Origin of the sequence: Flavobacterium longum, assembly GCF_965137575.1 — a bacterium.
Lineage (GTDB): Bacteria > Bacteroidota > Bacteroidia > Flavobacteriales > Flavobacteriaceae > Flavobacterium > Flavobacterium longum.
Map to the genome: position 1 here is coordinate 60,208 of NZ_CBCRZJ010000002.1, position 18,946 is coordinate 79,153.

Annotated in this window: 19 protein-coding genes; 14 read left to right on the forward strand and 5 right to left on the reverse strand. The window is 48.6% G+C overall.

What is annotated here, in order from left to right:
- Positions 1 to 3: 3 nt before the first annotated feature.
- The 3 genes from ACM9J1_RS03265 to rnr are packed head-to-tail and all read right to left on the reverse strand — an operon-like array spanning position 4 to position 3,591.
- Entirely contained in the window at positions 4 to 690 is a 687-nt protein-coding gene (locus ACM9J1_RS03265) for a LysE family translocator (RefSeq protein WP_415580503.1), read from the reverse strand.
- Positions 691 to 736: 46 nt separating this feature from the next.
- Positions 737 to 1,402, reverse strand: coding sequence for a head GIN domain-containing protein (locus ACM9J1_RS03270; protein WP_415580504.1), 666 nt, complete (start codon positions 1,400 to 1,402; stop codon positions 737 to 739).
- Positions 1,403 to 1,404: 2 nt separating this feature from the next.
- Entirely contained in the window at positions 1,405 to 3,591 is a 2,187-nt protein-coding gene (gene rnr, locus ACM9J1_RS03275) for a ribonuclease R (protein ID WP_415580505.1), read from the reverse strand.
- A 106-nt stretch (positions 3,592 to 3,697) separates the two neighbouring features.
- Between rnr and ACM9J1_RS03280 the strand changes: the two genes are divergently transcribed.
- The 5 genes from ACM9J1_RS03280 to ACM9J1_RS03300 all read left to right on the forward strand — a co-directional run bounded on the left by ACM9J1_RS03280 (position 3,698) and on the right by ACM9J1_RS03300 (position 8,523).
- Positions 3,698 to 3,937 carry a DUF2007 domain-containing protein gene (locus ACM9J1_RS03280; protein WP_415580506.1) on the forward strand — a complete coding sequence of 80 codons (240 nt, stop codon included), beginning with the start codon at positions 3,698 to 3,700 and terminating at the stop codon, positions 3,935 to 3,937.
- A 635-nt stretch (positions 3,938 to 4,572) separates the two neighbouring features.
- Positions 4,573 to 5,004 carry a ribose 5-phosphate isomerase B gene (rpiB, locus tag ACM9J1_RS03285; RefSeq protein ID WP_415580507.1) on the forward strand — a complete coding sequence of 144 codons (432 nt, stop codon included), beginning with the start codon at positions 4,573 to 4,575 and terminating at the stop codon, positions 5,002 to 5,004.
- Positions 5,004 to 5,915, forward strand: a complete 912-nt coding sequence (locus ACM9J1_RS03290) for a cation diffusion facilitator family transporter (protein ID WP_415580508.1) — start codon at positions 5,004 to 5,006, stop codon at positions 5,913 to 5,915. The genes rpiB and ACM9J1_RS03290 overlap by 1 nt, the downstream gene beginning before the upstream one ends.
- On the forward strand, positions 5,915 to 6,376 hold the full coding sequence (locus tag ACM9J1_RS03295; RefSeq protein ID WP_415580509.1) for a hypothetical protein: 462 nt from the start codon (positions 5,915 to 5,917) through the stop codon (positions 6,374 to 6,376). The genes ACM9J1_RS03290 and ACM9J1_RS03295 overlap by 1 nt, the downstream gene beginning before the upstream one ends.
- A 23-nt stretch (positions 6,377 to 6,399) precedes the next feature.
- The gene (locus ACM9J1_RS03300; protein ID WP_415580510.1) at positions 6,400 to 8,523 is read left to right on the forward strand and encodes a Tex family protein; all 2,124 of its coding nucleotides are present in this window, start codon (positions 6,400 to 6,402) and stop codon (positions 8,521 to 8,523) included.
- 59 nt (positions 8,524 to 8,582) lie between these two features.
- Here the strand turns inward: ACM9J1_RS03300 and tatA are convergent, their stop codons facing one another.
- Positions 8,583 to 8,762, reverse strand: a complete 180-nt coding sequence (gene tatA / locus ACM9J1_RS03305) for a twin-arginine translocase TatA/TatE family subunit (protein ID WP_415580511.1) — start codon at positions 8,760 to 8,762, stop codon at positions 8,583 to 8,585.
- A gap of 162 nt (positions 8,763 to 8,924) precedes the next feature.
- Between tatA and ACM9J1_RS03310 the strand changes: the two genes are divergently transcribed.
- The 9 genes from ACM9J1_RS03310 to rfbD are packed head-to-tail and all read left to right on the forward strand — an operon-like array spanning position 8,925 to position 17,508.
- Positions 8,925 to 9,797, forward strand: coding sequence for a M23 family metallopeptidase (locus ACM9J1_RS03310; protein WP_415580512.1), 873 nt, complete (start codon positions 8,925 to 8,927; stop codon positions 9,795 to 9,797).
- The gene (locus ACM9J1_RS03315; protein WP_415580513.1) at positions 9,794 to 10,150 is read left to right on the forward strand and encodes an SdpI family protein; all 357 of its coding nucleotides are present in this window, start codon (positions 9,794 to 9,796) and stop codon (positions 10,148 to 10,150) included. The genes ACM9J1_RS03310 and ACM9J1_RS03315 overlap by 4 nt, the downstream gene beginning before the upstream one ends.
- Before the next feature lie 2 nt (positions 10,151 to 10,152).
- A complete protein-coding gene (locus ACM9J1_RS03320) occupies positions 10,153 to 11,643 on the forward strand; it encodes a GH3 auxin-responsive promoter family protein (RefSeq protein ID WP_415580514.1) in 1,491 nt (496 codons plus the stop codon).
- A 34-nt stretch (positions 11,644 to 11,677) separates the two neighbouring features.
- Positions 11,678 to 12,541, forward strand: coding sequence for a carboxypeptidase-like regulatory domain-containing protein (locus ACM9J1_RS03325; protein ID WP_415580515.1), 864 nt, complete (start codon positions 11,678 to 11,680; stop codon positions 12,539 to 12,541).
- A gap of 41 nt (positions 12,542 to 12,582) precedes the next feature.
- Positions 12,583 to 14,277 (forward strand): DUF6909 family protein, encoded by a 1,695-nt coding sequence (locus ACM9J1_RS03330; protein WP_415580516.1) that lies wholly within the window; start codon positions 12,583 to 12,585, stop codon positions 14,275 to 14,277.
- Between the two features lie 4 nt (positions 14,278 to 14,281).
- Complete coding sequence (locus tag ACM9J1_RS03335) at positions 14,282 to 15,268, forward strand: hypothetical protein (protein WP_415580517.1); 987 nt, start codon at positions 14,282 to 14,284, stop codon at positions 15,266 to 15,268.
- Between the two features lies 1 nt (position 15,269).
- Positions 15,270 to 16,127: a glucose-1-phosphate thymidylyltransferase RfbA gene (gene rfbA / locus ACM9J1_RS03340; RefSeq protein WP_415580518.1), complete on the forward strand. Its 858-nt coding sequence runs from the start codon at positions 15,270 to 15,272 to the stop codon at positions 16,125 to 16,127.
- Positions 16,127 to 16,675 (forward strand): dTDP-4-dehydrorhamnose 3,5-epimerase, encoded by a 549-nt coding sequence (rfbC, locus tag ACM9J1_RS03345; protein WP_415580519.1) that lies wholly within the window; start codon positions 16,127 to 16,129, stop codon positions 16,673 to 16,675. Before rfbA ends, rfbC begins: the two co-directional genes overlap by 1 nt.
- Complete coding sequence (gene rfbD / locus ACM9J1_RS03350; protein ID WP_415580520.1) at positions 16,669 to 17,508, forward strand: dTDP-4-dehydrorhamnose reductase; 840 nt, start codon at positions 16,669 to 16,671, stop codon at positions 17,506 to 17,508. The genes rfbC and rfbD overlap by 7 nt, the downstream gene beginning before the upstream one ends.
- A 28-nt stretch (positions 17,509 to 17,536) precedes the next feature.
- On the opposite strand, the gene ACM9J1_RS03355 is transcribed toward rfbD, so the two are convergent.
- Positions 17,537 to 18,940: a T9SS type A sorting domain-containing protein gene (locus ACM9J1_RS03355; protein WP_415580521.1), complete on the reverse strand. Its 1,404-nt coding sequence runs from the start codon at positions 18,938 to 18,940 to the stop codon at positions 17,537 to 17,539.
- Between the last annotated feature and the right edge of the window lie 6 nt (positions 18,941 to 18,946).

Genomic DNA, 18,946 nt, shown 5'->3' on the forward strand with positions numbered 1-18,946 from the left:
GGATTAATGTTGTTGGTGTTCTAAAGTATCGAGGGCTTTGTCCATGATTTGACGCTCTTTAGGAAACCAACCTTGTGAGAGGAGAAAAATTCCGGAGATAATCAAAATGACGCTGATGCCTTTCTTGATCAGTAAAATATTCTTTTGGTTGAGGTAACTGCGCACTTGTTTGGCGAGCAAGATCTTGAAAATATCGGTCACGAAATACGTGATGATAATCGTGGAGAAAAACGTGAAGATGCGCGAAGGTTTCATCTCGAGTTGCGGCCCGAAGGTAATGATGACCGCCAGCCAGAAACCCAATACGCCTACGTTGATGAAATTCAGGAAAAAGCCTTTGACGAACAACGAAAAGTAATTCTTCTTGGCCAGTTCTTTCGGGTCTTCCAAATCGATGTTCTTCTTGGCTTTCTTGTTTTTGATGAAACTGATGATGCCGTAGGTGAGCATGACCAATCCGCCGAAAATGAACAATGCAGGATCGTCCTTGATGCTTTCAATGAGTCTGTAACTACTGAAATACGCAATGACAATGAATATGACATCGGCCAAAACCACGCCCAAATCGAAAATAACGGCAGCCCGGAAACCTTTGACGACACTGGTTTCGAGCAGGATAAAAAAGACAGGGCCAATGACAAAGGCTAAGAAAAAGCCCCACGGAACCGCTGCTAGAATATCCTGGATCATGAAAATTGACGTGTTTTTCCCAAAAGTAAGGAATTCATCCTAATTTTTAGTTGACCACTTCAATTGTTCCGCCTAAAGTTGTTTTTTTATTTACTTGCTTCGGATGGCCGTAAATCTTGATGTTTCCGCCGGCACGGATGCTGGCTTCGGCCAATTCGCTTGCGGTGATTTCGGCATCGCCACCGGCACTGATGGAAATTTCGGTTTGCTCGGTCTGCAACGGCTTGGCCTGCAGGATGCCGCCCGTACCCAAGCTGGCGTTCATGTTTTCGGCGCTTCCGGCCAAACGCACAATACCGCCCGTGACCGATTTCACCGCTACATTCTGGACGTCCAGATTGAGTTCGATCTGCGCACCTTCTTTGGCCGTGACGGTCATCTTCGGTGCTTTAATAGTAGCATCGGTAGTGATGAGCGCGCCTTCGCTGGCGTCTACATCGTTCAATTCCTTGAAATACAATGTGGCTTTTACACCGTCGCCGTCGAGCGTTCTCCCAACAGACATCCTGATCTTCAGCAAATCGTTCTTGGTTACGAATTCTACATCGCCGCTGCCTGGTCCGCGGAGTTCAATTCGGTTCTCATCGGATGGCACCAGCGTCACTTCAATGCGGTCAAAAACTTTGAGCTGGCTGAAATCACCCAAGGATTTCGAGGTTTGCGCCGTTACCGAACCGGCGGCCAACAAAAGGAATAATGCGATTTTTCTCATGGTTACTCTTCTTTGCTTCTGATAAAATGGAAATCGAGTTGTTTCTTCACCAAATCAGCGTTCTTTACTTTAACGTAAACTTCGTCACCCAATTGTAGAAGTTTCTTGGAAACCTGCCCAACGAGCGCATATTGCTTTTCATCGAACGTGTAGTAATCTTCCTTGATTTCGCGGATGCGGCACATGCCTTCGCACTTGTTGGAGATGATTTCCACGAAAATGCCCCATTCGGTCACGCCAGAGATTACGCCCAGGAATTCCTCGTCCTGATGGTCTTTCATATACTTCACCTGCATGTATTTCACCGAATCTCGTTCGGCCTGCGTGGCGAGGTTTTCCATCGTCGAGGAATGGACGCATTTCTCTTCATAAACATCGGAATCGGCAGATTTTCCGCCATCGAGATAATGCTGCAACAAGCGGTGCGCCATCACGTCCGGATAACGGCGGATCGGCGAAGTGAAATGCGAATAATAATCGAAAGCCAGACCATAGTGCCCGATATTGTCCGTGGAATACTTGGCCTTGCTCATGCTCCGGATGGCGAGCGTATCCACCATATTCTGCTCTTTCTTACCGACGACATCCACGAGTAATTTGTTGAGTGATAACGAAATATCCTTTTTCGACTTAAAGTTCAGGCTATAACCAAACTTGGAAATTAATCCTTGCAGATTGAAAAGTTTGTCTTCATCCGGTTCATCGTGGATGCGATAGACAAAAGTCTTGTTTTGCTTGCCGATGAATTCCGCCACTTTTTTGTTGGCCAAAAGCATGAATTCTTCAATCAAGTGGTTTGCATCTTTCGCGATCTTGAAATACACGCCAACAGGCTCATCGTTTTCGTCGAGCTTGAATTTCACCTCGACTTTGTCAAAGGAAATCGCACCGTTCTTCAAGCGTTGCTTGCGCATGATCTTGGCGAGTTCGTCCAGCTTCAATACCGCATGGACAATGTCGTCGTGTACGGTATAGGCCTCGCCCGACAAGGAAATTTCCTGTGGAATATTTGCAAGTTTCGTTTCGATGATTTGCTGGGCTTCTTCGTACGCAAAACGCAAATCCGAATAAATCACGGTTCGGCCAAACCATTGGTTGACCACTTGCGCATGCGGCGTGAGTTCAAACACAGCCGAAAAAGTATATTTCTCCTCATGTGGTCTCAGTGAACAAGCAAAATTCGACAACACTTCCGGAAGCATCGGCACGACGCGATCCACGAGATAAACCGATGTGGCACGATTGTAGGCTTCGTCGTCCAGAATGGTGCCTTCGGCCAAGTAATGCGACACGTCGGCAATGTGTACGCCAATTTCATAGTTGCCGTTTTCCAAGACTTTAAACGACAAAGCGTCGTCAAAATCCTTGGCGTCTTTCGGGTCGATAGTGAAGGTCAATGTATCGCGCATGTCTCGCCTGCGGGCGATTTCCTCCGGATGGATTCTGGTGTCAAGCTGCTGGGCGTAGGCTTCCACTTCGGCCGGGAATTCATACGGCAGGCCATATTCGGCCAATATCGCATGGATTTCAGTATCGTGTTCGCCGGGTTTACCGAGCACTTGTATCACCGACCCAAACGGACTGTCGGCCTTTTTTGGCCAATCTTCGATCTTCACCACGACGACATCGCCTTGTTGCGCCTCGCCAATCTTGTCTTTCGGGACAAAAATATCAGTGTACATTTTTGGGTTCGCGGTATTGACGAATGCAAAATTCTTTTGGATGTCGATGACACCCACGAATTCAGTCTTCGCGCGTTCCACAACCTCAATCACTTCGCCTTCCGGACGTTTCCCTTTTCGCCGGTTATAGACATAGACTTTAACGCGGTCACCATCCAGGGCGCGGTTGAGGTTGTTGGTCGGGATGAATACATCTTCGCCGAATTCTTCCTTGCAGACAAAATACGCCGTACGCCGGCTGGTCATGTCAATCGTTCCTTCATAATATTCCTGGCTGATGGCCTTGATGAGGTACTTTCCGGGTTCGGCTTCTGTGATTTTCTTTTGCGCCGCGAGAATCTTCAGGTCTTTGATGATTTCGTTTCGGCTTTTGGTGTCGTCCTTTTCGAGTAAGGCTGCGATTTGCTTGTAGTTAAAAGCGCGGTTGGCGTTGGCTGCCAGTATTTTCAAGATTTTACCGGAAAAGTCTTTTGGTTTTCCTCCGGGTTTGTTTGGTTTTCTACCCATAAATATTCAATAATCCCCGAAAGTACGAAATACTTGCCAGCCATGCTCGTTTTTCTGGAATCCTTTACGGTAATATTAACGTTAGATGCCGTAACTTTCCAAAACCATGGATGAATTCATCACAATAGCCGTATTTGACTACCCGCACGAAATCCAGGTCTTGAAACACCTGCTGGATCAAGAAGGCGTCGCGTATTTCTTTGAGAACGAAACCACGCTGTCTATAGCTCCGATGTATTCGATGGCGCTCGGTGGCATACGGCTCAAGATCCATCCGAACGATGCAGAAACCGTAAAAGCGATCTTGGACCAATTGGATGACAAATCCAACCTTCGGATTGTCTGAACCAGTCCAAAAGCAAAAAGGTTTTCAACATCATTTAAAAACATCAAAAAAGAAAAAGATTTAAAATTTAAATTTTTGATGATGGTTATGTAGTGTGAATAGTTGAAACAACTTTTTTTTGAGCTGCTTGCGTATGTCGTAAAAGAATTTTATCAAGGTTTATCAACAGTTTATTGAAGTATAATTTGGTTCTACACCAATGGTTTACGTACAATAGTCAACAACTGTTCACAACTGTTTTTGGTGGATTTTTGTCGAAAAATAGCATTGCCGATTCTTGTTGAAAACCGATGGAAATCGGCTGAAAACTTTTCAAGAAATTCCAGAAAGTTCTTTTGATTTTCTCGCAGGAATTCTTGCTTATGATTTTTGGGCTTCGAACCAAAAAAAACTTCTGATTTTCTCTCCATCAGTTATCAACATTTATTGTGAATTTAAGCTTACCTGAAAATCAAGGAATTGTGAAATTTTTCAACAACGGTAAAAACCGTGGAGAAATGAATTACATTCTTGCGCGAGCAAACTTATCGGTAGCCTGCAGAATTAGGAAAATGATGAGCCGTGAATCCGTGGCCATTGCGTAAATTTGCAAATACGCAACTAGCTACAAACCTTTAAAATCGATTTAGGAAGCAATGAAAATCTCCATAGGAAATGACCACGCCGGGCCGCAATACAAACACGCCATAGTGGCCGCGCTCCAAGCCCAAGGACACGATGTCATCAACCACGGAACCGACACCGAAGCCAGCGTAGATTACCCGGATTTCGGCCATCCGGTGGCCGTCGATGTCGCGTCAGGAAACGCTGATTTCGGGATTGTGATCTGTGGCAGCGGCAACGGCATCAACATGACCGTGAACAAACATCAGGATATTCGTGCGGCTTTGTGCTGGAACAAGGAAATCGCCGTCTTGGCGCGCCAGCACAACAATGCCAACATCATTAGCATTCCAGCGCGTTTTACCGCAATTCCACAGGCGGTTGAAATGGTGGAAGCCTTCCTTGGCACCCATTTCGAAGGCGGACGCCACCAGCAACGCGTCGATAAAATTGCCTGTCGATAATGTCTGAACACGGTCACGTACACATCCACAAACATGAGGTCAGCGGGAAAAACCTGCTGTTTACCATCGGGCTCAACATCGTCATTACGTTGGCGCAAGTCGTGGGCGGTATTCTTTCCGGAAGTTTGTCGCTCATTTCCGATGCCTTGCACAATTTTTCGGACGTTTTGTCTTTGTTGTTCAGCTATTTTGCCCACAAGTTATCCCGCCGCAAAGCGTCCATCAACCAGACTTTTGGCTACAAACGCGCCGAAATCATGGCCGCTTTCGTCAACGCCGCGACTTTGATCGTGGTGGCGATTTTTTTGATCATTGAAGCCATAGACCGGTTCAGCAATCCGCATCCAATCGCTTCAGGACTCGTGATTTGGTTGTCTTTACTGGGTATTGCAGCCAATGGGCTTTCGGCTTACATGCTTAAACAGGACGCGGGCAAAAGCATCAACATGCGGTCGGCGTATTTGCATTTGTTTACCGATACGCTGGCATCAGTAGCGGTGCTTCTGGGCGGTTTGGCCATGAAGTTCTTCAACTGGTTCTGGATGGACAGTTTGATGACCTTGATCATCGCGCTGTATCTCGTATTCGTGGGTTATGATTTGCTGAAGGCTTCCACGAGAATGCTGATGTTGTTCACCCCGGTGCATATCGACATCAAAGCCATCGTGCGGGAAGTGCACAAAATCCCGGGCGTGAAGAAATTGCATCACATCCACGTCTGGCACCTGAACGACGAGGAATTGCACCTGGAAGCGCACCTGGACTGCGCCGAAGACATCAAAATGAGTGAATTCAATGAACTCTTGCATGAGGTGGAATGGGTGCTGTTTAATAAGTTCAACATCAACCACATCAACATCCAGCCCGAGTACAGTAAGGAAGATCCAAAGGATTTCATTGTTCAGGACTGATGACCAAAGGCGATAAAATTTTCCTGGATGTGTTTGCCTTGACGGCCACGGCGGCGATGTTCCTGTTGTTCCTGGGATTTGCTTTTTTATTGATCGTACTTTCGATCCCGACAGCCATTTTAGGCGCTTTGTTATTGTTCATCGTATGCTGGAAAATCAACGATGTAGTCTACATAGACAGCCATTTCCACATCATTTCCCGATTTTTTGTCCCGAAGAAAATCCCGGTTTCCGACCTTGTCGAAATCAAGGCCAAGCGGTTTTTTACCTCGCGCGTCATCCAGGTTTTTTACATGGCGAACGGCAAGTTGAATCATTCCGCGCTCACGTTTATCGGGCTGTTTGGGAACGACCGGCTCATTGCATTGCTTAATGCGCTGGATCATGAAAAAGTACACCACGAAAGTTTCGACGCACATTTTGAAATCAGGTATCGCGACGGAGAATTCAAATGTCATTAAATTAGCGGCCAAATCCGCAAGAAATGACCACCGTCGAATTCATCCTCAAATCCATTTCCGCCCCGGCAAAAAGCATCGAGAACACCCTGGAATTGCTCGCCGAGGACTGCACGATTCCATTCATTTCCCGCTATCGGAAAGACAAAACCGGCAACCTTGATGAAACCGTAATCGAGAAAATCGCCAAAGCCGCAAAAGACTATGATGCCATCGTCAAGCGCAAGGAAAGCATCCTGAAATCCATCGAGGAACAAGGTGCGCTTTCCGCGGAATTGAAATCCAAGATCGACCAGAGCTTCGATTTAAACGAACTCGAGGATTTTTACCTGCCGTACAAAAAGAAGAAAAAAACCCGCGCGGATGTGGCCCGCGAAAACGGCTTGGAACCGCTCGCGAAAATCATCATGGCCCAAAATGCCGACGACATTGATTTCATCGCATCGAAATACCTGAACAAAAACGTGGTCAATGAAGACGAGGCGTTACAAGGCGCGCGGGACATCATCGCCGAATGGCTCAACGAAAACACCTACATCCGCAAGCAATTGCGTCGGTTGTTTCAGCGCCAGTCGGCCATAGAAACCAAAGTAGTCAAGACCAAAAAGGAAGACGAAGCCGCACAGAAATTCTCCCAATATTTTGACTGGTCCGAACCGCTGCACAAAACACCGCCACACCGTTTGCTGGCGATGTTGCGCGCAGAAAATGAAGGTTTCGTGAAATTGAAGGTCGATGTAGATCAAGAGCAAGCCATCGAACTGATGGAAAATGCCGTCATCAAGAACAACCGCGACACGCGCCCGCAACTCGAACAGGCCATTGCCGACAGTTTCAAAAGATTGCTCGCACCGGCCATTTCCAACGAAGCATTGCAGGAAGCCAAAGCCAAGGCCGATGCGAATTCCATCCAGGTGTTCGCCGGAAACCTGCAGCAATTGCTTATGGCACCGCCGCTGGGCGAGAAGCGCATCCTGGCGATCGATCCCGGATTCCGGAGCGGTTGCAAAGTGGTTTGTCTGGACGAAAAAGGCGATTTGCTGTACAATGAAACCATCTATCCGCATCCGCCGCAAAACGACACATCAATCGCCATGAAAAAAATCCGTTCGATGGTCAGTGCCTATAAAATAGATGCGATTTCCATCGGCAACGGAACGGCATCGCGAGAAACGGAAGCGTTCATCAAGAAAATCGCGTTCGACAAGCCATTGCAAGTTTTTGTGGTGAGCGAAGCCGGCGCGTCGGTATATTCTGCATCGAAAGTGGCACGCGAGGAATTTCCGGATTACGACGTAACGGTGCGCGGTGCGGTTTCCATCGGGCGCAGGCTGTCAGATCCGCTGGCCGAACTCGTCAAAATCGATCCGAAAGCCATCGGCGTGGGCCAATACCAGCACGATGTCGATCAAACCAAACTCAAGGAAGAACTCGATACCACCGTGGTGCGGTGCGTGAATTCCGTGGGCATCAATGTCAATACAGCCAGCAAGCATTTGTTGAGTTATGTGTCGGGCATCGGAGAGAAAATGGCCGAGAATATCGTGGCGTACCGCAGCGAGAACGGACCGTTCAAAGACCGGAAAGCACTCCGAAAAGTACCGCGCTTGGGCGACAAAGCTTTCCAGCAAGGCGCGGCGTTCATCCGCATCCCCAACGGCAGCAATCCGCTGGACAATTCGGCGGTGCATCCCGAAGCCTATCCGATTGTCGAGAAAATGGCCAAAGACATGAAACTGTCGGTCGGCGATTTGGTGGGCAACAAAGAGAAAACGAAATCCATCCGTGTTGAAGATTACGTCACGCCCGAAATAGGCCTGCTCACACTGAAGGATATCGTCAAGGAATTGGAGAAACCCGGTCTAGATCCGCGGCAGTCGGCCAAAGTGTTCGAGTTTGACCCAACGGTAAAAACCATGTCCGATTTGCGCACCGGAATGATTTTGCCCGGCATCGTGAACAACATCACCAACTTCGGATGTTTTGTGGACATCGGCATCAAGGAAAGCGGGCTGGTCCACATCTCTCAACTCAAGGCCGGATTCGTGTCGGACGTCAATGAAGTGGTGAAACTGCACCAACATGTTCAGGTAAAAGTCGTGGAAATCGACGAAGCGCGGAAACGCATTGCCTTGTCGATGGTATTCTAAAAAAAATCCCAAATCCTGACCGTGGCCAGCATTTGGGATTCGTGTAAAGTCGTATCAGCTTATTGCTTTTGCTCTTCTTCTTTTTTTGAAGCCGCAGGTTGGTCGTCTTTCGCCGCGCTCTTGAATTCCTTGATGCCTGTTCCGAGGCCTTTCATGAGTTCAGGAATTTTCTTGCCGCCGAACAGGAGCAGGATAATGACTAAAATAATCAGAATTTCGGTGAATCCTATTTTTCCCATAACAGAGTAATTTGTTCCGGAATGGTTCCGGAAAGGTTTGATAATAACTTGGCAAAGATAACGAGAAAAAAACTGAAATGATTTGAAACCACGGCAAATATTTGTGACGCGCCGCGTTAAATAGCTGCGGTCAACTTATATTTGCAATAGAACGTCTCAGAAATGTCCGAAAAGAAAAGGCTCAAACGCAAAAAACTCAAGAAGCAGCTCTTCACCAAGAACCGGCTGGTCATTCTTAACGAGGACACGTTTGAGGAAGTTTTTTCGCTCCGGCTCACGCTCATGAACGTTTTTGTCGTGGGTACGATTGGCGCGGTTTTGCTGATTCTGGCCACGACCTATATCATTGCCTTTACGCCATTGCGGGAGTACATTCCGGGGTATGCGTCCACGAAGCTCAAACGCGATGCGACACAATTGGCCCTGAAGTCTGATTCGTTGTCGGCGGCGCTACAGAAGAACGAAGTTTATTTGGCATCGATCAAACGCGTCTTGGCGGGCGAAGTCGACGTGGCGAAATTAAGCAAGGATTCCATTCTGGCCACCGAAACCAAACCGACCGACCTGAAAGCCGAAGCGCCTAGCGAGGAAGAACTGAAACTCCGCCAGGAAGTGGCCAAGGAAGACAAATACAATGTGTTCGAGAAGGCGCAATCCAGGACTCCCATTGTGCTTTTCGCGCCGGTAAAAGGCATGGTGACCGAAAAATACAACGCCCGGACGAAGCATTTCTCAACCGATATCGCCGTCCCGAAAAATACCCCGATCAAGGCTGTCCTGAGCGGAACGGTTATCTTTACGGGCTGGACACCGAACACCGGAAACGTCGCGATCATCCGCCACAACAACGGTTTCATTTCGGTTTACAAACACGCGGCGTCGCTCACGGCTGCTCAAGGCGATGCCGTCAAAACCGGCGAAGCCATTGCCATTGCGGGTTCTACCGGCGATGAATCCACGGGCGTACATTTGCATTTTGAATTGTGGAAAGACGGATATCCCGTAGATCCGCAGCATTTTATCTCTTTTGAATGATGGATTGGATTGTCGAAAACCTGCTTTTCATGCCGTTGCTGACGGGAATCATTTTCGTGATTGCGGCGGCGGTCGTTTACTGTTTTCCACCAAAAAAAATCAACTATTTATACGGCTACAGGACATCGGCATCGATGAAATCTCAGGAAAGATGGGATTTTGCACAACGGTATTCGTCCGTAAAAATGATCCAGGCCGGCGCCGGATTAATCGTTTCGTCTGCCTTAGGGCTGGTGCTTCCGGTTGACGTAAACACCAAATTCATCGTCGGGATATTCCTTTTGCTGCCAGCCTGCATCTTCATGTTCTTTACGACCGAACGCGCCCTGAAACAGAAATTCCCAAACGATTAGCCATGTCGCTCAAGTCTGTAGCTGCCAAGATATTTGCAAAACTCATTGTCGCCAAGACCCGGAAATGGGCCAGCAATCCAGTGGAAACACAACAGCGGGTTTTCGACGATTTGATCAAATCCGCAGCTTCGACAGCTTTCGGAAAAGACCACAATTTCACCGATATCAAATCACACGAGGATTTCGTCCGTCGCGTCCCGATCCGAGATTACGAGGCGCTGCGGCCATACGTGGATCGCGTCGTGAACGGTGAAGAAAACATCCTTTGGCCCGGCAAACCGCTGTATTTCGCCAAGACTTCCGGAACGACGTCGGGCGCCAAATACATCCCGCTTACCAAGGCATCGATGCCGTTCCACATCCAAGCAGCGCGCGATGCGATCTTGCATTACATCGCTGAAACCGGAAACGCAGATTTCGTGGACGGCAAGATGATTTTCCTGCAAGGCAGCCCGGAACTCGAGGAAAAAAACGGCATCAAACTCGGGCGACTGTCCGGCATCGTGGCGCACTTCGTCCCGAAATACCTGCAGCAAAACCGTATGCCGAGCTGGGAAACCAATTGCATCGACGACTGGGAAACCAAGGTCGACGCGATTGTGGCCGAAACGCTACCGGAAAATATGGCCGTCATTTCAGGCATTCCATCCTGGGTGCAGATGTATTTTGAAAAGTTGCGCGAGAAGACCGGGAAACCTGTGGGCGAAGTTTTTCCGAACTTCAATTTGTTCATCTATGGCGGTGTGAACTATGAACCTTACCGCGCGAAATTCGAAAACCTGATGGGCCGAAAAGTCGATTCCATTGAATTGTTTCCGGCTTCGGAAGGTTTTTTTGCCTACCAGGATTCGCAAAAGGAGAAAGGCATGCTATTGCTCCTGAATTCGGGGATTTTCTACGAATTTGTAAAGGCTTCGGAATTCCACGACGAAAACCCGAGGCGCTACACCATCGGGGAAGTAGAAATCGGCGTGAATTACGTGCTGATCCTTTCGACCAACGCCGGACTTTGGGGTTACAACATCGGCGATACCATCCAATTTACCTCTGTTAAACCCTATCGCGTCATCGTGTCGGGCAGAATAAAACATTACATTTCGGCGTTTGGGGAACATGTCATCGGAAAGGAAGTGGAAGCCGCACTACAAGAAGCGATGGAACACACCAACGTCAGGGTGAACGAATTTAGCGTGGCTCCGCAAATCACGCCGGCCAACGGATTGCCGTACCACGAATGGCTGATTGAATTCGAAAACCGTCCGGATGATCTGGAGGATTTCGCCCTGAAAATTGACGCCGCCATGCGCAGACAGAATGTGTATTACAATGATTTGATTACCGGAAATGTATTGCGGACGCTGGTCATTACACCGGTAAAGTTGAATGGGTTCAATGATTATATGAAATCGGTCGGGAAGTTGGGCGGACAGAACAAAGTGCCGCGGCTGGCCAACGACCGTAAAATTGCCGACGCCTTGCTGAAGTCTTCATAACACGAAAGAACGCTCGGCCAAAAATGCACTGAACATGAAAATAATCTTCTTTTTGCTTTTCCCGTTGATGGCGCTGGCGCAGAAAACGACGGGCATCGTGCGCGATTCACTCACCGGGAAACCGGTGCAATACGCCAGCATCTGGATCCAGAATGAAGACAACAGCGCCATGGCCGACAGCCTTGGGCAATTTTCCGTCAGGACAAGCAATCCGGACAAGACATTGGTTTTTTCGGCTACGGGTTATGAAACGAAATCCGTCCGGTTGGCCCAAGCGAGAAATCTTGTGCTCACGCCGATTTCGCCTACCGAAAACACTGAAAAACCCAAGCGCACGCAGAAAATCGAAATCGGCGATTACCACATCCGCAACAGCGATCTCACCTACGGTAGCCACGGACGGCCTTGGATGCTGGCCCGAAAATTCATCCTCGGCCCGCAACAGCAATCCACCCGAGTTCTCGACAAGCTCGAACTCTACACCGACTGTCACAACAACAACATGAAATGCGCCCTGCGGTTTTTCGCCATTGATGCAAACGGCAATCCAGGCCGCGAACTAACGAACCAGCAAGTGATTTTCCGGGTAGACCGCGGCCGCGACGATACCGAAATTGACCTGTCTAAATATGGCATCGTCGTGCCCGAAGACGGTTTTTTCATTGCTGTTTCCTGGCTCATCATCGACCAGAACATCAAGCGTTGGTACGACAAGCGCCCGATGCAATACAAGGATTACGATCCTGGAGTCGGGGCGATGGCTTCTGAGGTGAATTCCACTTGGGAATACAAATTCGGTAAATGGACGCCGATGGCGAAACTTCCTGAAGACTACGCTATGCGCACCTATCGGGGAAAATATCCCGAAGTGGCGATGAAAATCACGCTGTCCAACTAAAGATTAAAAACCCTACATTTGCAGGTTAGAAAACAAACTGAATGAGAGAAATCAAGAATATCGTGCGTTCGCGTGCGCAGGAATCTTCGGCGGCCGTCGAGAAACTGTACATCACGATGCGCCACCTTTTTAACCGTGGTTTTTACAAACCGATGGGCGTTTCGGGCGAAACCCTTCGGGAAGCATTGCTCCAGCTTCGCCCCGAGATTTACGGCACGATTGCCGAAGAAAAAGTAGAACTCAACGGCCTTTTGTACGTGATTGAAAGGCTTCCGGTAGGCATCGAGGAATGCCGTTTCATCAACCTGACTTCAGACGAAGGCTACTCCAAGTCACACTTTAAGGCGATTATTCCGCCAAAGCGCCGCCGCAACTGCTACCGTATAGACGAAGAGCAGATGAACGTGGAAATCACGCGCGGCCGCTCAGACATTTACGATATCCTGACGCATTTGACCTTCATTTTCATCGAATCGCACAAGATCAAGAACCGCGTACTTTTGGATGAAAGCGGCGAAGTTTCCCGCGATTGGCTCAAATTGGAGCAGGCGGTTTTGCAGGGCAAGAAACTCACGCAGGCCGAGAAGGAAAAGACCATTTCACACACGGCCAACATCTTGGGCCGCACGTTTGCTGAGGTTTCGGACATCTATGACGGATTCGCGTCAGTCGAAAAACCAGACCGTTTCCTGCACGTCATCTACTGGTTGGGGAAACTGGCACTGGAAGAAGTTTTGGAGAACAACAAACGCACAATTACCTTCAGCCCTATTTTGCGGGAAAGGCTCGGCCACCACATCCATGGCGAGATCTGGGCTACGAACATCAAACAAGTCTTGAAGGAAAAAGATTTGCTGGCGCGCCCGATCCACATCATCAGCGCGAACATGCACAGTGTGATGAACTCGATTTTCGCCACGCATGTGCTCAAGGCAAAATTCAAGGATCAGGACGATTTTTACATCTACGAACAACTCAGTAAATCCGGCGCGAATGACCTGCGCAGCAAAGTGGAAGCTTTTGCGATGCAGTCCGGGTTGGTGTTTTTGCCCGATGCTTCGGGAACGAATATCGACGTACAAATCATCGATACAGCCAAGATTGATTGGAAGAAATCGGCATTCCCGAAGGCAAAAATGGACAAAGCCGCACCAGTGATTATCGTCATGGACTACGCCTTCGGTGAACAAGCCTACGAAACCATCGACGAATTGTTGAAACCGTTCCAGGAATCGAAAGACAAAAAGACGTTCCTGAATGTGGTGTCGGTGTCTATCATGGGCAAAGCCGGCATTTTGGGCGAAGGCGCAAAGGGCGATATTATGATTCCGTCGGCGCACATCAACGAAGGCACCGGAGACAATTATCCGTTCGAAAACGAATTAACGGCCGCCATGTTTGAAGGAAATGGCGTTCCTGTTTATGCCGGCCCCATGGTGACCGTGCTCGGGACATCGCTGCAAAACCGCGACTTGCTGTCGTTTTTCAACAAATCAACCTGGGGCGTGATTGGGCTTGAGATGGAAGGCGCATATTATCAGAAGGCGATACAATCGGCCTCGAAAATCCGGAAAAGCATCAACCCGGATGTGAAAGTGCGTTATGCGTATTACGCTTCGGACAATCCGTTGGAAACCGGCAGTACGCTGGCTTCGGGCGGCTTGGGCACGACGGGTGTTAAACCCACTTATTTGATTACGATTAAGATACTTGAGCAAATTTTTAATATAAAGTAATACCATGAGCAAAGACTCAAATCGCATGGATATGCAACAAGAAGTCAATCTGACTTCAATCTCCAAAAGCATCGGCAACATGTTTGGCCAGTTGAACAGTTTTTTTTATCGCAGTATCCGTTTCATTTTGCGGAATATTGTGGTTCTGGGCATATTGTTCGTGGTTGGCGCCGGGCTGGGCTATTGGATTGACAAGTTGGATAAAGGCTCTTACAATACCCAGTTAATTGTGTCGCCCAATTTTGGCAGTACGGATTACCTTTACGCAACGATTGACCAGTTGGAATCCAAGCTTAATGCAAACGATACCACTTTTCTAACGAAATTGGGAATTAAGAACCCGAAGAAGGTTCGCGAGATTAAGATAGAGCCGATTATCGATGTCTTCAAATTCCTGAGCAACAGCGGCACAGATCAAAACTATAAATTGTTGGAACTGATGGCTGAAGACGGTGACATCAAGAAAATTGTTACCGATCCTACAACCACCAAGAATTATCCTTTCCATATTATTACGATCACGACGCAGGGACCGACTACTTATGATAAGACTGTAACCCCGATTTTAAATTACCTCAACGACAACGACTACTATAGAAAAATTCAAGCGGAATATTTGAAGAATGTCCAAATTAAAATACGGACGAATGACACCATAATTGCACAAATAGATGGTATTCTGCAAGATTTGGGTAGAGGCTCGTCGAACAAGACTCCGTCGGTCTACATCAACGAAACATCTCAAGTAAACGATGTCATCAGGACCAAAGACGAATTGGTTAAGGAACAAGGAATTCATAGGGTTGATTTGATTGGTCTTGATAAAATAATCAAAGACAATAGTGTCATCGCCAACATCAAAGATGACGGTGGACTGAGTGGTAAAATGAAATTTATATTGCCACTATTCCTGATTTTTATGTTCTTGTGCATTTTTGCTTTCAGATCGTTTTACCGAAGCCAATCAACCAAGCACCAAGCGCCTAATTAATATGAAAGGAATCATTTTGGCCGGCGGTTCCGGCACCCGGTTACATCCGCTTACGTTGGCTGTGAGCAAGCAACTCATGCCCATTTACGACAAGCCGATGGTGTATTATCCGCTGTCCACTTTGCTGTGGTCTGGTATCCGTGAGGTCCTGATTATTTCTACACCGCATGATTTGCCATTGTTTAGGCAGTTGCTCGGCGACGGAAGCCGACTGGGGTGCCGTTTTGAGTACGCCGTTCAGGAACATCCCAATGGTTTGGCCGAAGCCTTTATAATCGGTAAGGAATTCATCGGAAATGACAAAGTAGCGCTCGTCTTGGGCGACAATATATTCTACGGCACTGGCTTGGCAGATTTGCTTCAGGCCAACAACAATCCGGATGGCGGTATTATTTACGCTTATCACGTACACGATCCGGAACGATATGGCGTCGTGGATTTTGACCAGGACGGCAAAGTACTTTCCATCGAAGAAAAGCCGCAGCAACCCAAGTCAAACTATGCGGTTCCGGGCATTTATTTCTACGACAACGACGTGGTTGACATTGCGGCCAACATCGCACCGAGCCATCGCGGTGAACTCGAAATCACCGATGTGAACAAAGAATACCTCAAACGCGGAAAGCTCAAAGTCAGCATTCTCGACCGCGGTACGGCATGGCTCGATACAGGCACTTTCAACTCGCTCATGCAGGCATCGCAATTCGTGCAGGTCATCGAAGAACGACAAGGTTTGAAAATCGGCGCCATTGAAGAAGCGGCATATCGCATGGGATTCATCAACGCACAACAACTTCGTGATTTGGCGCAGCCGCTGCTAAAGAGCGGTTACGGAACACACTTATTAAGCCTGATTTGATGGACGTTTTCCAGACCAAAACCGGATGCGTACTGCTTCAGCCTAAAGTCATTCAGGACGAGCGGGGCTATTTCATGGAGAGTTTCAACGAAAGGACTTTCGCCGAAAAAACTGGCCATCAGGTGCATTTCGTCCAGGATAACCAGTCGTTTTCAACACGCGGCGTCTTGCGCGGGCTGCATTATCAGATCGGCCAGCACGCACAAGCCAAGTTGGTTCGCGTAATTCGCGGCGAAGTGCTCGACGTGGCCGTTGATATCAGGCCAGATTCACCGACTTTTGGGCAGTATGACGCGGTAGTGTTGTCGGGCGAGAACCAAAAACAGTTTTTCATCCCGCGCGGTTTTGCCCACGGATTTTTAGTGTTGAGCGAATCGGCGGAATTTTTTTACAAGTGTGACAATTTCTACAACAAAGAATCCGAAGGCGGCGTATTTTATAACGACCCGACCATTAACATCGACTGGCAATTTTCGTCGGACGATTTAATCGTGTCCGAAAGAGACCAGGGCTTGCCGCATTTATCTGAGGCAAGAAAAATATGGTAGTACTTGTTACAGGCGGAAATGGGCAATTGGGCCAGGCGTTGCAGTATGTCGCGCCCGATTTTCCTGATGTTACGTTCCATTTCGCCGCATCTTCCGAGGCCGACATTACCGACACGGGCAGTTTGTCCTCGGCTTTTGCGCAAATCAAGCCCGATATCTGTGTCAATGCGGCGGCTTATACGGCAGTTGATAAGGCCGAATCCGAACCCGAGAAGGCCACGCTCATCAACGTTGTCGGCGCAAGAAACCTGGCCGAAACCTGTTTGCGGTACGATGTGACGCTGATCCATATTTCCACGGATTTTGTCTTCGACGGTCAAAAAAGTACGCCATATAAAGAGTCTGATACCACCAATCCAACGGGCGTTTATGGCCAGACCAAGCGCGACGGCGAGCAGGCGATTGCGCAAGTAGGCGGTAAATATTTCATCATCCGGACGTCATGGCTGTATTCGCAATTCGGCGCCAATTTCATGAAGACGATGCTGCGGCTGGCTGGTGAGCGCGATATCATCAGCGTCGTGAATGACCAAATCGGCACCCCGACGCACGCCATTGATTTGGCCCGCGCCATCGCCACCATCATCCGTAGCGGTAAAGCAGCATACGGGATTTACCATTACAGCAACGAAGGCGTGGCGAGTTGGTATGACTTCGCCCGGAAAATCTTTGAGGTGAACGACATCCGTGTCAACGTAAAACCGATTCCGACAGCGGAGTTTCCAACGCCCGCAAAACGCCCGGCGTACAGTGTACTCGACAAGTCTAAAATCAAGGAGACGTTTCAGATCGAAGTACCCGATTGGGAAACATCGTTAAAACAAACCGTATAAAAAAAGAGGCATTTTCGCCTCTTTTCTCTTAGTTTTTCTTGATGATTTTCTTGGTTTCTGTTTGGCCGTACTGCGTGATTTGGAGCAGGTAAACGCCTTCCGGAAGCCTGTCGAAATACAACTTGCCGTTGGCGGTTTTGCCGGCTTCAAGACGCCTGCCGTCTATCGAAAGCAACACATATTCAATCTCACCCGATAAGCCGGAAATATTGATGACATCGGCAAAAGGGTTCGGCCATACCATAAAGTCAAATCGAACCGGATCAATCGTACCCAGCGGGTCAGAAACCGTGATTTCGATATCAAAAGTTACACTTCCACCAGAATTCGTGGCCGTAACCGTATAGGTCGCGGTTGCTGTTGCCGAAGTAGGCGTTCCAGAAATTACACCGGTTACCGGATCGATGGCCAAACCTGCCGGAAGTTCCGGAAACACGCTAAAGTCCGTGACATTTCCAACCACGGTCGGCACCAGCGGAATGATCATTTGGCCAGTGGTGAAGTTGGCCGGCGTGGTATAGTTCAAGGCAGTCGGCGCGGCATCAACCACAGCAATACTTAGGTCGAAGGAAACGCTGCCACTCTCGTTGTTGGCGGTTACTGTATAAGTAGTCGCAGGTGAAATCACACCCGGCATACCCGAAATCATACCCGAAGCAGGACTGAAGACCAAACCAATCGGCAACTCCGGCACGATGGAGAATGTCAAATTCTCGCCTATAACCGTCGGCGACAACGAACCAATGGTTTGGCCTACCGTAAAGATGTTCGGCGTCGGATAAGCCAAATCAACAGGCGCCGCAGGGTTTACAGTAATGGTAATATCAAATGATACTATCCCGCCGGAATTCGTAGCTGCAACCGTGTAAGTCGCGGTCGCGGTCACGGCAGTCGGTGTCCCGGAAATTACGCCGGTCGATGTGTTCAGCGTCAATCCTGAAGGCAACGACGGCGAAACGCTATACGAAACAACCGTTCCAGTAACTGTAGGATTCAAGTTCGTGATTGCATTTCCAACGGTAAAGATGTTCGGTGATGTATAGGTAAGCGAATTCGGCGCCACGTCGTTCACCGTGATCGAAATGTCAAACGAAATGTTTCCGCCCGAATTGGATGCCGTAACCGTGTAAATGGCTGTTGGCGTGACGGCGCTCGGTATACCCGAAATGATACCGGTAACCGGATCGATGGTCAACCCGTCAGGCAGGCTCGGCGATGCGGTGTATGAATCGACATTCCCGGAAACCACAGGGACAAGCGCGTCAATATCGAAACCGACGGTATAAATATTCGGCGTGTCGTAAGCCAGCGAACTCGGCGCCACGTCGTTAACGGTAATCACGATTCCGAAAGTCGTACTTCCGCCAGAGTTTGTGGCAGTAACCGTATAAGTCGCGGTCGCGGTCGCGGCAGTCGGTGTCCCGGAAATCATGNAGGC